The organism is Chloroflexota bacterium, assembly GCA_023475225.1.
Lineage (GTDB): Bacteria > Chloroflexota > UBA6077 > FW602-bin22 > JAMCVK01 > JAMCVK01.
In genome coordinates this window covers 1-14,353 of the sequence record JAMCVK010000047.1, presented here as the reverse complement: position 1 = coordinate 14,353, position 14,353 = coordinate 1, and the positions used below count along the sequence as shown (strand labels likewise).

Genomic DNA, 14,353 nt, shown 5'->3' with positions numbered 1-14,353 from the left:
TTTTCTTCCAGAGTGCGCTGCTCCACTTCCTGACAGGCCCTGACCAGCATCTGCTTTCGCCACCTTACGCAACTGGGAATGGATTTGCCCCTCCAAAGAGGCGACACTCGGATCGTCCAGTGATATACTTACTTTGGCGGTCAATTCGATCGTCGGCATAGGCTCTCCTCTGTAAGTATTTGGTTTCTCTTATATGAGAGCCTATCGCTTTTTTCCCCCACTTGCAACTGCGAACTCTTGGACGCATCCAGTTGGCACCAAGCGCCTTGTTCTTTCCCCTAACATCTGTTAAAATCTCTCTCGCGCCAAACGGAAATCTTTGGGGGTAAACCGTGTCCCAAAAGCAGCTCACCTGCATCCTTTTCGACCTTGATTGTACCCTCATCGATACGACACCCCTTATTTTCCAGTGCTATCGCTATGCCCTTCAGCGTGTCCTGGGCTACGTTCCCCCCGACGAGCACTTTCTGCCCGGATTCGGTAGGCCCCTGGGCGAGGCCATGCGCCTCGTCCTCAGCGAACTTACTAAGGTGCAAAAGGAGGAAGGAACAGCGAGCCCCTCAGACGTGGAGAACTGCTCCGCCCCAACGTCTCTCACTGCCGAGGAACGGCTCAACGCCGAGCTGCTCGATGAGCTCATTGATGCCTATACAGAGTTCAACCTCAGCCATCACGATATGCTTATTCGCCAATTCGAGGGCGTGCGGGAAGTTTTGACCGAGCTGGCCAGGCGAGATTATACGCTGGGGGTAGTGACCTCTAAACGCCGCTCCCTGGCTGAAAGGGGGCTGGCCCGTTGTGGACTTAGTGGGCTCCTTCCGCTTCTGGTCTGCTTGGAGGATACTACGGCGCACAAACCGCACCCCGCCCCCATCCAGAAGGCCATGGCCATGCTTGGTGTGGGACCGGATCATACCCTTTACGTGGGAGACAGCATCCATGATGTCATGGCTGGCAAGGCAGCCGACGTACGCACTGCTGCCGCTCTATGGGGTCCTTTTCCAAAGGAGAGCCTGGAATCCCTCGCGCCAGATTATCTACTCGAATCAATCTACGATCTTTTGACCATCTGCCCACCTTTGGCGACTGCCCCTTCGCTCAGGAAGGTGACTGCTCCACCGGAGACGTGGGAAGACTAAGCCAGTGGAAGAACAGAAGGTATGTCCCTCTCTTCTAACTAAACTGAAGACGGCCCCCAGAATGGAGCGGCTTCCGGTAATCATCACTTTTAAAGACGAGGCTAAGTCTCTACGGATGCTGCGCCAATTCAGTGCTGAATTGCCCGTCAGGCGCACCTTCGATCTCATCCCAGCGGTCTCGCTCACGGCCAGTCCAGCGGAGATTGGAGCCCTGATCCGTGACCCTCGCATCGCCACGATCTGGTGGGACAGCCCTGTTCACATTTGCCTGGATACCTCCGCAGCCATAATCCGCGCCCCAGAGGTATGGGAATCCGGCTACAGCGGCAAGGGAATAAGGGTAGCGGTCTTGGATACAGGCTTAGATATGAACCACCCTGATCTTATCGGGCGGGTTCTCACCACGCGAGGCTTCAGCGGTGAGGGATTCAAGGACAATAACGGACACGGCACGCACGTCGCTGGCATCATAGCCGGCAACGGAATGGCCAGTGGGGGCCGCTATAGGGGCATCGCGCCGGGCGTCCTTCTCCTGGCCGCCAAGGTGCTCAAGGGTGATGGCAGTGGGCTGACCAGCGACGTGATGGCTGGGGTGGAATGGGCCGTGCGTCAAGGGGTGCGCCTCATCAACCTCTCCTTGGGCACAGGAGGACGAGGGGATGGCAATGATCCCCTGTCCCTCTTCTGTGATGCAGCCGTTGAGCGGGGAGTAGTGGTCTGTGCCGCCGCTGGCAATGACGGTCCAGCCGCCGGGACAATAAGCGCCCCGGCTGCGGCCAAAAGGGTACTGGCCGTTGGGGCCGTGACCAGGGCGGATACGGTGGCCGAATTCAGTGCCCGAGGGCCGACGGCTGACGGACGGGTCAAGCCGGATATCCTCGCCCCCGGTCAAGGGATAGTCTCCTGTAGGGCCGAGGGTACAGCCATGGGTCAAGCGATCGATGAAGACTATACCAGTGCCTCGGGCACAAGTATGGCTACCGCCTTTCTGAGCGGGGCAGTGGCCATACTCCTGGAGGCCAATCCCAGGCTCTCCGCAGAGGAGGTCAGAGAGATTCTGCAGCGAACAGCTAAGGATCTATCGTTAGCACCCAATGTCCAAGGTGCGGGCCGCCTCGACCTGTTATCGGCCTATAAAGCTGCCCGAGGTGATAGAGTCAGCTGGACCCCTCCCGGTTGCCTCTTTCCCTTCACCATATTCTTCCCTCTGAAGCGGAGCGAGCTCTAAAGGGAGAGTTCACTGCGTAGGGCAGCGAACTCCTGGCGGAATTCTGTCTCTCGTCGCCTCTTCTCCTCGCTGGACAGAAAAGAGGCGCGCAGGGCATTGAGACTCAATTCCTCCAACTCGGTGGCATTGAATCCGAACTGTTCGGCGATAGTCAGGTATTCCTTGGTGAGATTAGTTCCCATAATGGCTGGGTCATCGGAACCAACGGTCACCAGCAATCCGGACTCGAAATAGCGCCGAATGGGGTGTTCTGCCAGGGAAGGGGCCGCTTGCGTCAGGACATTGCTCACGGGGCACATATCCAGAGGAATACGCGTCTCCATCAGGTAGGCTATAAGCGCCTCATCTTCGCCAGCCCTCACTCCGTGCCCGACGCGCTCCACTCCCAGTGCATTGATGGCACCCCAGACGCTGGACGCGCCGGCTAACTCGCCGGCGTGGGCGACGCGATGCAAACCGGCCCGTTTAGCCACAGTGAAGGCCTCTTGAAATGGCTCCGGCGGAAATCCGGCCTCATCACCACCGATGCTGATGCCCACCACGGTCTGACGATCAAGCCTGAGGGCCAATTCAAGGACCCTCTCCGCTTCCGGCGGTCCCTTTGCCCGGTTGATGTCAAAGATGAGGTGCATCTCCACCCCATACCTGTGGGTTCCCTCCCTTAGAGCCAGCTCAATGTTCTGGAGCATGGCTTCAAATTCCATGCCCCTTTCCAGGTGGTGGATAGGAGAGAGGAAGGCCTCTACATATTTCACGTTTTGGGCAGCCGCATCGGTCAGAAACTCGGTAGTAATGAGAGCATAATCCTCAGGCTTTCGTAGACAGGAGGAGCAACGCAGATAGACCTCTATAAACTGCGTGAATGTGGTGAAGCGATAGAGCTCTGTCAGGTTCTCGGTGGGCAGGGTGACGCCGTTTTCCCTGGCCAGGCGAAGCATCGTGCTTGGCCTGATGGAGCCTTCCAGATGCACATGCAGCTCGGCCTTGGGCATCCTGACGATGAACTCTCTGAGTTGTGGACTGATCCTTGACATCATTCCTCCTTTAATAATTGATCAGCGAAGACAAGGCGTCGGCGGTGGAGCGAAAGCGGACGAGGTCCGAAACCAAGGGCGTCACTGACCTCTTCCGGTCGGCCGCCGGCCGTGGGGTCGGCCCGCAGACGCATACCGAGCAGGTGCATATCGTCCCAGGTCTCAACCCAGACCTGCTCGATGAGAGGACGCAAATCATAATGACGCCTCTCATTATGCCGACGGCGTTCGCGCCATAGCTCCCTGGCCTGGAGCAGGGCGGCGATGCGCTGCTCCACCGCCTCGCGCCCCTCAGCAGTAGCCACAGCGATGAGATATTCCGCCGCTCGCAACTGCGACTGGAGAGAAGGAAGAGACAGGCTGACCTCCTCAACGCTGTACACCTCCAGTCCGGCCGGTAGCTGCGGCTGCAACCTTTGCCAGAAGTCGCTGGGTGTCATGTCCCGTTCCAGAATGACGTCGAGTACTTCTCCCTCACTTGTCACGCCTACAGGCAGGGGGGCAGCTATAGCTATTTTAGGCTGGGGATTGAAGCCCTTTGAATAGGCCAGGGGAACAGCAGCCCGGCGTAGAAGGCGCTCCCACAGGCGCATCAGGTCGAGATGAGCGATATATTTCAGCGGGTCGCCTCGGCCAAAGGTGAGGCGGAGACGTTGCATAGCGCTCCTTTCTTGGAGAGACCACAGCCCAGGCACGGGCCGTAGCGACAATCCGGTGTCGGCTCCTGTCTCAAGGCCCTGCGGTACTCGCGGAGCAGAAACCGTTTCGTTACACCGCTGTCAATATGGTCCCAGGGGAACACCTCGTCGAGGGGGCGTTGACGGTGGGCATAGAAGGCCATATCCAACCCCTCTGCAGCGAAGGCTTCTAGCCAGCGATCAAAATGGAACTGCTCATTCCAGGCATCGAATTTACAACCAAGCTGCCAGGCACGATAAACGACCCTCCCCAAGCGGCGATCGCCCCTGGAGAGGGCTGCCTCCATAAAACTGCTTTGCGGATCGTGCCAGCTGAGCTGGACGCCCCGCAGTTTTCTCCAGAGATATTCCTGCTTTGCGCGTAGCGTTTCTTCCCCCTCCTGCCCCACCCACTGGAAAGGTGTTTGAGGCTTAGGGATGAAGGTAGCGATGCTGACGCTCAACTGCGCTCGCCCACCCCGTTCACGACGGCCGCAGTCCAGTACCTGCCGGATCAGGGCAATGAGCCCCTCGACATCGACCATGGTCTCGGTGGGTAACCCAATCATAAAGTAGAGCTTGAGCCTTGACCAACCCTGGCTGTAAGCGACGTGCACCGTGCGCAACAGATCATCCTCGCTGACCCCCTTGTTAATGACATCACGCAGGCGCTGTGTCCCCGCCTCCGGGGCAAAGGTCAGTCCCGTCTTACGCCGTTGAATGCTGCTGGCCAGCCCCACCGAAAAGGAGTCGATGCGCAGGGACGGCAGGGAGATGTTGACTTGCGGATGTCTCAGAGATAGTTCCTTCACCAGGGACTCGATTTCGCTGTAATCACTGCTGCTCAGCGAGACCAGCCCCAGCTCCTCATAGCCAGTATTGGCCAGCAAGGCATCCACAGTCTCTAAAATCTCCTCCTTTGGACGCTCCCGCACGGGACGGTAGATCATGCCCGCCTGGCAAAAACGGCAACCGCGTGTACAGCCACGCTGAATTTCAATCATGGCCCGATCATGGATCACGCTTATATAAGGCACGGGCGGTCGTGTCGGGGCGGCTGACAAGGGATAAACGATGCGCTTGCGAATCCTGGGACTCGCCTCCTTCGCTTGAGGCACGACCTCGGTCACCACACCATTGGCGTCGTATGTCACCTGATACAAAGCGGGCACATAAATACCCGGCAGTTTCGCCGCCTCTCGGCAGAACGCCTGCCGCTGGTATGCTCCCTGTGCCCTGACCCCGGTGCGCCATCTTCCATAGTCACGGTATTTCTGCAGCAGCTCTATAAGGGACTCCTCACCATCGCCAATCACAAAAAGGTCGATGAAATCGGCCAGTGGTTCGGGGTTATAGGTACCGCTGCCACCGGCGATAACCAATGGATCGCCATCGATCCGCTCAGCCGTCCACAAGGGAACGCCGGCCAGATTGAGCAGATTGAGCACGTTAGTGTAGACCAGTTCACAAGAGAGGCTGAAACCTATTACGTCGAATTCACGCAAGGGGCGCCGTGACTCCAGGCTGAAGAGAGGTAGTCCGCTGGCACGCATCTCACCCTCCATGTCTATCCAGGGAGCGTAGGCGCGCTCAGCAAGCGCCCAGTCCTGCTTATTGACAAGGTCATAGAGGATCTGGAGACCGAGGTTAGACATCCCGACCTCATAGATGTCCGGGTAGATCAGGACGACCCTGACGGCCGCCCTATCCCAATCCTTGATGACGCTATTCCATTCGTACCCCGTATAGCGGGCGGGCTTAGTGACCCTGGGCAGGATATGATCTAGATTCACGATTGTTCCTCGAGGGGTGGCAGTTGATCGAGGCTTTCGAGTCCAAAATATTGGAGGAACTCGGGCGTAGTGCCATAGAGGATCGGTCGGCCGACTGTTGGCAGACGTCCCACCTCGCGGATAAGTCCACGGGCCTGTAGGGTACTCAGGGCCCGATCGACGTTGACACCCCTGATATCCTCGATGCCCGCTCGGGTGATCGGTTGGCGATAGGCCACGATGGCCAGCGTCTCCAGGGCCGCACTGGAGAGCTTGCTGTTCGCTTGTAAATCGAGAAACTTCTCCACGTAGGGTGCTGCCTCAGAGGCAGTCACCAATTGCACCGTATTATCGATCCTTTGTAAACGCAAGCCGCGTTGTCGACAGGCATCACCCAGCAAATGTAGCGCCTCCTCCAGATGTTCCTGATCAACCCCTAGTACCCCTTGCAACCGAGATAACTCTACTGGTTCAGTGGCGACGAAGAGGATGCTTTCAATCAGACATTGCAACTGTTGCAGGTCCATGCGACTCAACTGAATGGCTGTTTTCTCCCAAGTATTGAAGTGGTAATAATTATAACATTTTGGTTCAGCCCCAGTCTCAGCGCCTCATCTTACCACCACAGCGGGATTGACAGCCGCTCCAGCGGGTGTTACTGTTTTGCCAGGAGAGGGAGGAGAAAACAATGATAAAAAATCTTGAGGTCAAAAACTTTAAATCTATCAAGTACCTGAAACTGGATTGCAAAAGAGTAAATATTTTCATAGGTAAACCAAACACCGGCAAGTCCAATATCCTGGAGAGCATGGGGATTTTCTCTTTGCCTTATGGCAACTTGAGCAATCTTGTCCGCTTTGAGAACAATATGATTAATCTGTTTTATGACCAAGACTTGACGGAGAAAATAGAAATAAAAGCTGATGACGTGCATTTTGACACAACATTTATGAAGGGCCAATTTAATGGAAACTGTGGAGATAAAGAACATAAATATTTTGGTGGATATTTTAATTTCTTTTTTGATTATGAGGGAAGAGGCTATTTAAGTCGATCAGCAACGTTGGTTCTCCCTTTCAAGTTTTATAGATTTGAGGTAATAAATATTTTTCCAGGGCAAGAGTTTGAATTTCTCCTGCCACCGAGGGGGGACAATCTTTTGTCCATTCTTCAAACGAATAAGGCTTTAAAAAAAGTAGTGGCAGATATTTTCAAAGAATACGGACTCAGGATTGTTTTCAAACCTCATGAAGGCAAAATTGAGGCCCAAAAAGAAGTAGAGGATGTCATAATTAGTTATCCTTACTCTCTGGTCTCTGATACGTTGCAAAGAATTGTTTTTTATCTCGCAGCAATTGAAACAAATCAGAATTCCATAATTATGTTTGAGGAGCCTGAGGCTCATGCTTTCCCGTATTACACAAAATTTCTCGCTGAACGAATAGCTCTGGACAGGACCAACCAGTATTTTATCTCCACTCATAATCCCTATTTTCTCCTTTCAGTGTTGGAGAAAACCCCGAAGGATGAAATCGGCATTTTCATAACTTATCTAAAGGATTATCAAACAAGGGTTAGACCAATCAGCGAAAGGGAGATGCCTGAAATTCTTGACCAGGATGCCAGTATTTTCTTTAATCTTGATCAGTTTCTGGAGGAAAGATGATATATGTGGAATGTAATCCTGATAAAGTTTTGGTAAGGGCTCTGGGTATTTCAAAAAGAAATATAAAACATAGTTTTAGTAAAGGTAATGTTTGCAAATAATTAGCGAAAAACAGAAACTCTAAAGGATTAGTAGATGAAGACCCATTGAGTCACCAACCAAGTTATATTGGGAAATTAGAACCCTGTTCGGAGGATCATGGAATTAGACGCTTGTATGATAAAGTGACTCGAAATTATCTGATAGTGTTGTGTCTAAGATTAGAAGAGTGGACTTTGAAAGCAGTAAAGGAAGTAGGTATAGATATATCTCACTATAGATTGGCTAATGATGCGAATGAATTACACAAGGTGATCAATCTTAGTCTCGAAGACTTCACGAAACTTATTAAAGATATTAAATCGAGAAGTGAAATGTTAAAAACCTTGGCAGAATTTATGGCCAGGTAATCTCAATTGCGGAAAAGGGATAGATGATGAAGGTGAAACGGTGAGTAAATTTGGTGGATATGAGGACCTGCCGTTCATTGCCGAGTATTACGACCTCATCCCCAGCTACGTCAACCGGCCTGACCTGGACTTCTACCTTGGATATTCCCGTTCAGCAGACGGCAAGATTCTGGAATTGGGCTGTGGTACGGGGAGGATTCTGATACCCACAGCGGTTGCAGGTTGTCGCATCGTGGGGTTAGACCTTTCTGAGCATATGCTGGCCAGGTGCAGACAAAAGCTCCGAGGCCAGCCGAGAGAAGTGCAGGAGCGTGTTCGCCTCATCCAGGGCAACATGACCAGCTTCGATCTGAAGGAGACCTTCAGCCTGATCACTACTCCCTTATTGAATGCAGACTATATCTTCAAACACGAATACATCATGCTTTTTAAGAAGTAGGCGCCAGCGACGATGCTCTTAAGGATGGGAAGGGAGATTGTCTGGCTATGAAGATGCTGGATGATCTAATCTCCGCCCTGAAGGTGGATGCCCCCGTTAGGGATATCCGTGTCTGTGCCTTCTGGACAGCCGTGGTCAGTCGCTATTGTGGGCTGGCTGCCACAGTGCAGGCAGAGGGATTCCACCACGGCGATAAGCCCGTGCAGGAGGCAGGCAGTTTAATGGGGAAGAGCGCCTTGGCCATCGCCCGCTTGTCCTATTCCCCTAGTCCTCTTGAGGCCAGCATCGGCCTGGCCACGATCAACTCGCTTCTCGATGTTGATGAATCCCGCTGTGTCGACTTAAACGCCGCTGACTTCCTGGCCGAGAAGGGCCGGGATAGGGCGGTGGCTATCGTCGGGCACTTCCCCTTTATCCCCCGTCTGCGTCAGATGGCCAGACAGCTTTGGGTGATCGAGAAACACCCTCAGGAAGGAGACCTGACGGAGGATCAGGCCACCAACATCCTACCCAAGGCTGATGTTGTGGCCATAACAGGCACAACGCTCATTAATCACACCATTGAGCCCCTGCTTGCGCTCTGTCATCCGGAGGCCCTCGTCGTCCTCCTCGGCCCAACTACTCCCCTATCACCTGTTCTTTTCGATTATGGCGTGGACGTTCTCTCCGGAACGAGAGTCATAGATGTAGAATTAGCCCTGCGCTGCATCAGTGAAGGAGCCACCTTTCGCCAGGTCAGGGGAGTGAAGCTGTTGACGATGACCCGTAACGACCTCTAAGTGACCGATGTTTCTGTGGCGAAGGCGGCGTGGAGAGCCCGCACGGCCTCCTGCACCCGACTGGCCTCGATGATGCAGGTGATACGAATCTCAGAGGTGGTAATCATCTCGATATTGATGCCCTGATCAGTCAGGGTCTTGAACATTCGTGCCGCATAACCGGGGCTGTGCTGGATGCCAGTGCCGATGATGGAGACCTTGGCCAGGTTGGAGGCGCTGACTACGCCCTTAGCATTTATCTCCGTGGCCACCGCCTCCACGAGGCGTACCGCTTTGGCTAGGTCAGTCCTGGCCACAGTGAAGGAGAGGTCAGTGATGCCCTGCAAGCTAGCGTTCTGGACGATCGTGTCGACATTGATGCTCGCCTCGGCTAATGGCCGGAATATAGCGTAGGCGATGCCGGGTCGGTCGGGTACACCGATGACGGTGATTTTGGCTACATCAGTATCATGAGCGATGCCCCGTACCTTGTTTCGTTCTTCGATGTTTTCACCTCCATAGATCCGGGTTCCCGGATTGTCGTTGAAACTGGAGCGGACGACGATCGGCACACCGTAAACGGCGCCCAGCTCCACGGCCCGCGGGTGCATCACCCGCGCCCCTTGCTGGGCCAGCTCGAGCATCTCATCATAGCTGATGCACTCTAGTTTCCATGCTTCTGGCACCAGGCGCGGGTCGGCAGTGTAGACGCCATCGACATCGGTATAGATTTCACAGAGGTCGGCATGTAGATGAGCCGCCAGGGCCACGGCCGTCGTGTCCGAACCACCCCGCCCTAGCGTCGTTATGTCAAACTCCTCAGTTACCCCCTGAAAACCAGCCACGATGATGATCTTATCGTGCTCGAGCTCGCCCAGTATACGGCGGGGATCGATGGCGATGATCTTAGCCCGGCTGTGCGTCCTATCGGTTCTAATGCCTGCCTGTCCACCGGTGAGGGAGACGGCTTCCAACCCCAACTGGCGCAGGGCCATCGCCAGCAACGTACAGGATATGATCTCTCCCGTGGAGAGGAGCAGGTCCAGCTCCCGTTCATCAGGTTCAGGGGTGACCTGCTGGGCCAAGGTGATCAATTGGTCAGTCGTATCACCCATAGCGGAGACAACTACGACTGGCGTCCGCCCCTCTCTTTTTGCCCGGGCGATACGCGAAGCCACGGCCTTGATCCTTTCGGCTGTAGCTACTGATGTTCCACCATATTTCTGGACGATCATGTTGATTTGACCCTCATCCCCCTTACCCCCTTCTCCCTAAAGGGAGAAGGGGGATAGTAGACTAGGGCGGAGCCCTAGAACCCTCCAAGGAGTGAGCACCCTCCTTGACCTCCCCTTTTCTCCAGATGGGAGAAGGGGGATAGTAGACTAGGGCGGAGCCCTATCCGCCTTCGGCGGACCAGAAGGGCTGTGCCCTCCTGGATCCCCCTGTGGAAGAGGTAATATCCCTAGCAAACGGCTACCAAGCTAGGTTTCCTTCAGTGTGCTTTCTAAGAGTGGCGCTTGGTGGGCCGCTGAATCTTTAGAGCCTTTAGCGAATGTGGTGGGCCGTTTTGCTCGCAGATTTGAGGGGCGAACCTTCACTCCAGTAGCCGAACTAACTATCGGCAGTGCGCTTTGCAGCTGGACCTTGTCGAGCCTTTGCTGGGCAATTTCACAATACTTTGGCGATATGTCGACATGAATAAAGTTGCGGCTCGTTTTCCAAGCTACAACAGCAACTGTCCCAGTGCCCCCAAACATGTCCAGCACCGTGTTTCCCCTATATGTATAGAACTTGATCAGGCGGTAAATAAGCTCTTCCGGGAAAGGCGTTGGGTGCCCCCGCCTTTGTGGTTCCGGTGGGATATACCATAATCCATCCGAATACCGCATGAACTCTTCGCTGGTGACGTCGATGTCTTCAGGTTTCCCAGACAAATCCCACTTATCTTTACAAAATACCAGGACATACTCCCACGAAGGCACGATATGTGGATTACTAGGGTTTTTCCAGCTACCCCAAGCTGTTCGTTTCAGCATCGTTTGCTTATACCAGATTATTTCTGTTCTAAATATCATGCCTATCTCCCTGAGCTGATTGGCAAAATCGTGATGTATCGGCCGGAAGTTTTTGATACTTGTTGGGGCGATATTCAAGGCAAACCGTCCACCTGGCACAAGAACTCGCTTAGTTTCCACCCAGACCCTCTGCATCAAACTCAGATACTGTTCGTAGGCCAAGTTATCGTTGTGGAGATCGTAGTTTATCCCCAAATTGTAGGGCGGTGAAGTAACAGCCAGGTGAACCGTATTATCCGGAATGCAAGTCATCACCTCAAGACAATCGCCACATAGTATCTGGTTCAAATACTCCATCATAGTGGTTAACAACAAGTCTCACACACAAGGGCATTTGCACTTTGACCGGGGGAGGCGGGCCTTTACTACTCCTGGGGCCAGGCGCCCAAGACCTTAACGAAGACACATTCACGACTGAGTTCGTTCAAGGCTGCGGCCACATGCTCATCATCAGGGTGGCCAACTAGATCAACAAAGAAGATGTAGTCCCACAGCTTGCGCTTGGAGGGGCGAGATTCGATCTTGGTCAGGTTTATGCCATACTTCAAGAATATCTCCAGGGTGTCGTGGAGGGCTCCCACTCTATCCCTGATGGAAAACATGATGGCCGTCCTGTCATCGCCACTACGCTGGCTCATCTGCCGTCCGATAACCAAGAAACGAGTGATATTGGAGGCGCTATCCTCAATATGGCTCTCAAGGATATTTAATCCATAGAGATCCGCGGCCGACTCGGTGCCGATAGCAGCAATGGTAGGATCGAGAACGGCCATCTCTGCCGCCCTAGCCGTGCTGGCCACCTCTACCAATTCCACCGAGGGCAGATGCTCCTGTAACCAACCCCTCGATTGAGCGATGGCCTGGGGATGGGAACAAACCTTCCGAATATCGGCCAAGCAGCCTTTGCCAAGGAGATGGTGAGAGACAGCAAGCAACACCTCCGCACAGATCTTCAGCTCTGAGTCAACGAACATATCCAGAGTGTGTGTCACTACCCCCTCAATGGAGTTCTCTACCGGCACTACGCCGTAATCAGATTCACCTTTTTCCGTCTCTGAGAAGACCTCGGCGATGCTCCTGGCTGGCAGGAACTCAACAGCTGTGCCAAAGCGACGCTTAGCCGCTTCATGCGTGAAAGTGGCCGCCGGACCAAGATAAGCCACACGCAACGGGCGCTGGAGAGCACGAGAAGCGGAGAGGATCGAGCCATAAATCTCCCTGATGGCTTCCTTGCTGAGTGGGCCTTGATTAGCCTGGAAGACGTTATCATAGACCCGCCTCTCCCGCTCCGGAACATAGATGTTGACCTCATTGTCCGATTTGACAGCCCCGATCTGGAGAGACAACTCCGCCCGGGCGTTCAGCAAGGCCACAATTTGCTGATCAATGTCATCTATCCTTTGGCGAAGCTCATCAAGATTCATAGCGACCCCATTTTACCAAAGGGTACTCCAAACTATCAACCAAGGCATACATACTCGCCTCAATGATATTGGTCGAGCTGCCCACCGTGTTCCACGTTTCCTGTCCATCAGTGGATTGGATGGATACCCGCACGGTGGCTCCGGTGCCTTGCCTATCGTCCAGAACCCTCACCTTGTAATCTACCAGACGGATGCGGGCAACCTCAGGATAGCTCTGCAATAAGGCTTTGCGCATTGCCCTGTCAAGGGCGTTCACTGGTCCATTGCCCTCGGCCGCTGTGTGCATCGTTTCATCCCTGACCTTAATCTTGACCGTGGCCTCAGCGAGGATATCGCTCCCTTTACGCTGCTCCACCAGGACGAGTAAATCGAGAAGCTGGAAGGGGGGCTGATAGTCCGGCTGAGCCCGCCGCACCAGGAGCTCAAAAGAGGCCTCCGCATCCTCAAAGCGAAAGCCCTTGCTCTCCAGATCCTTAATGCGCTCCACCAGGTCGCGCACCTCGGCCGTCTGCCCAGTGAGATCGACGCCAAAGCGTTGAACCTTATAGAGTATGTTGCTCTTCCCCGCCAGCTCCGAGATCAGGATACGCCGCTCATTGCCCACCACCTGGCAAGGCACATGCTCATAGGCTTCGGTAGCTTTCATCACCGCGTCAACGTGCAGTCCAGCCTTATGGGCAAAAGCGCTCTCCCCAACGTAGGGCAGATGAGAATCGTGAATCAGATTAGCCACCTCACTGACGTAACGAGAGATTTCGGTCAATTTCTGCAGCTGTTCATCACTGATGCAGTCAATGCCCATCTTTAGCTTCAGGTTGGGGATTATAGAACACAGATTGGCATTGCCACAGCGCTCACCGTAGCCATTTATCGTCCCCTGCACCTGGACAACCCCCTGCTCTACCGCAGCCAGGGTATTAGCGACTGCTACCTCAGCATCGTTATGAGCATGGATGCCGAGTGGCACACTCACCCTTTTCTTCACCTCAGCGACCACCGCAGCGATCTGCTGGGAAAGCGTACCACCATTGGTATCGCAGAGCACCAAGCAGTCTGCCCCTGCCTTTTCGGCGGCCAGGAGACAGCTCACAGCGTAGTCCTGGTTACTACGATATCCGTCGAAGAAATGCTCGGCATCGAAGAAGACCTCCCGCCCCTGCGCCTTCAGAAAGGCGATCGAATCAGCGATCATGTGGAGGTTCTCTTCGAGGCTGGTGCTGAGTACCTTCCTTGCCTGAAAATCCCAACTCTTGCCGACCAGAGTGATGGTTGGCGTCTTCGCCGCAAGAAGGGCACGCAGCTGCCCATCATCCTCAGCCCTTATATGAGGACGTCGCGTGCTACCGAAGGCGGCCAGCTTGGCCGTACTCAGGTGCAGATGGCGGGCCTTCGCGAAGAATTCACTATCCTTTGGATTCGAACCGGGCCAGCCCCCCTCAATATAGTGAATGCCTAATTCATCCAGGCTCCGGGCGATCTTTACCTTATCCTCTACCGAGAAGGAGATACCCTCACGTTGGGCCCCATCACGAAGAGTGGTATCGTAGAGTATTACCTTGGTCGTCATATGTTTCCCCTCACCTCCTCAGCGATCAGGCTTCCCATCGCCCCTGTCCCCACCAGGTGTTCGCCCTCCTCCATAATATCGGCGGTACGATATCCTTCGGCCAGGACCGCGCTGTGGCAATGCCA

Annotated in this window: 13 protein-coding genes; 5 read left to right on the top strand and 8 right to left on the bottom strand. The window is 54.2% G+C overall.

Annotated elements, in window-relative coordinates; all coding sequences use genetic code 11:
- The first annotated feature begins 332 nt into the window (after positions 1 to 332).
- Together M1136_12070 and M1136_12065 are read left to right on the top strand one after the other, a co-directional pair.
- Positions 333 to 1,139, top strand: coding sequence for an HAD-IA family hydrolase (locus M1136_12070; protein ID MCL5076359.1), 807 nt, complete (start codon positions 333 to 335; stop codon positions 1,137 to 1,139).
- Between the two features lie 4 nt (positions 1,140 to 1,143).
- Positions 1,144 to 2,367, top strand: coding sequence for a S8 family peptidase (locus tag M1136_12065; protein ID MCL5076358.1), 1,224 nt, complete (start codon positions 1,144 to 1,146; stop codon positions 2,365 to 2,367).
- On the opposite strand, the gene add is transcribed toward M1136_12065, so the two are convergent.
- Genes add through scpB form a run of 4 tightly spaced genes read right to left on the bottom strand, consistent with a single transcriptional unit; the run spans position 2,364 to position 6,377 of the window.
- Positions 2,364 to 3,404, bottom strand: a complete 1,041-nt coding sequence (add, locus tag M1136_12060) for an adenosine deaminase (protein ID MCL5076357.1) — start codon at positions 3,402 to 3,404, stop codon at positions 2,364 to 2,366. The genes M1136_12065 and add overlap by 4 nt on opposite strands.
- Entirely contained in the window at positions 3,401 to 4,060 is a 660-nt protein-coding gene (locus tag M1136_12055; GenBank protein ID MCL5076356.1) for a TIGR03936 family radical SAM-associated protein, read from the bottom strand. The genes add and M1136_12055 overlap by 4 nt, the downstream gene beginning before the upstream one ends.
- The gene (locus M1136_12050) at positions 4,018 to 5,871 is read right to left on the bottom strand and encodes a TIGR03960 family B12-binding radical SAM protein (protein ID MCL5076355.1); all 1,854 of its coding nucleotides are present in this window, start codon (positions 5,869 to 5,871) and stop codon (positions 4,018 to 4,020) included. Before M1136_12050 ends, M1136_12055 begins: the two co-directional genes overlap by 43 nt.
- A complete protein-coding gene (gene scpB, locus M1136_12045) occupies positions 5,868 to 6,377 on the bottom strand; it encodes an SMC-Scp complex subunit ScpB (GenBank protein MCL5076354.1) in 510 nt (169 codons plus the stop codon). Before scpB ends, M1136_12050 begins: the two co-directional genes overlap by 4 nt.
- Before the next feature lie 161 nt (positions 6,378 to 6,538).
- On the opposite strand from scpB, the gene M1136_12040 reads away from it, so the two are divergent.
- The 3 genes from M1136_12040 to M1136_12030 all read left to right on the top strand — a co-directional run bounded on the left by M1136_12040 (position 6,539) and on the right by M1136_12030 (position 9,183).
- Complete coding sequence (locus M1136_12040) at positions 6,539 to 7,516, top strand: AAA family ATPase (GenBank protein ID MCL5076353.1); 978 nt, start codon at positions 6,539 to 6,541, stop codon at positions 7,514 to 7,516.
- 489 nt (positions 7,517 to 8,005) lie between these two features.
- Positions 8,006 to 8,404 (top strand): class I SAM-dependent methyltransferase, encoded by a 399-nt coding sequence (locus M1136_12035; protein MCL5076352.1) that lies wholly within the window; start codon positions 8,006 to 8,008, stop codon positions 8,402 to 8,404.
- Between the two features lie 47 nt (positions 8,405 to 8,451).
- Positions 8,452 to 9,183: a DUF364 domain-containing protein gene (locus M1136_12030; GenBank protein ID MCL5076351.1), complete on the top strand. Its 732-nt coding sequence runs from the start codon at positions 8,452 to 8,454 to the stop codon at positions 9,181 to 9,183.
- Here M1136_12030 and M1136_12025 read toward each other — a convergent pair.
- The 4 genes from M1136_12025 to cimA form a co-directional block, all read right to left on the bottom strand.
- Complete coding sequence (locus tag M1136_12025; GenBank protein ID MCL5076350.1) at positions 9,180 to 10,403, bottom strand: aspartate kinase; 1,224 nt, start codon at positions 10,401 to 10,403, stop codon at positions 9,180 to 9,182. The two genes, M1136_12030 and M1136_12025, sit on opposite strands and share 4 nt — an antisense overlap.
- A 240-nt stretch (positions 10,404 to 10,643) precedes the next feature.
- Positions 10,644 to 11,525 (bottom strand): site-specific DNA-methyltransferase, encoded by an 882-nt coding sequence (locus M1136_12020; GenBank protein MCL5076349.1) that lies wholly within the window; start codon positions 11,523 to 11,525, stop codon positions 10,644 to 10,646.
- A gap of 77 nt (positions 11,526 to 11,602) precedes the next feature.
- Positions 11,603 to 12,661, bottom strand: coding sequence for a prephenate dehydratase (gene pheA / locus M1136_12015; GenBank protein MCL5076348.1), 1,059 nt, complete (start codon positions 12,659 to 12,661; stop codon positions 11,603 to 11,605).
- A complete protein-coding gene (cimA, locus tag M1136_12010) occupies positions 12,651 to 14,228 on the bottom strand; it encodes a citramalate synthase (protein MCL5076347.1) in 1,578 nt (525 codons plus the stop codon). Before cimA ends, pheA begins: the two co-directional genes overlap by 11 nt.
- Between the last annotated feature and the right edge of the window lie 125 nt (positions 14,229 to 14,353).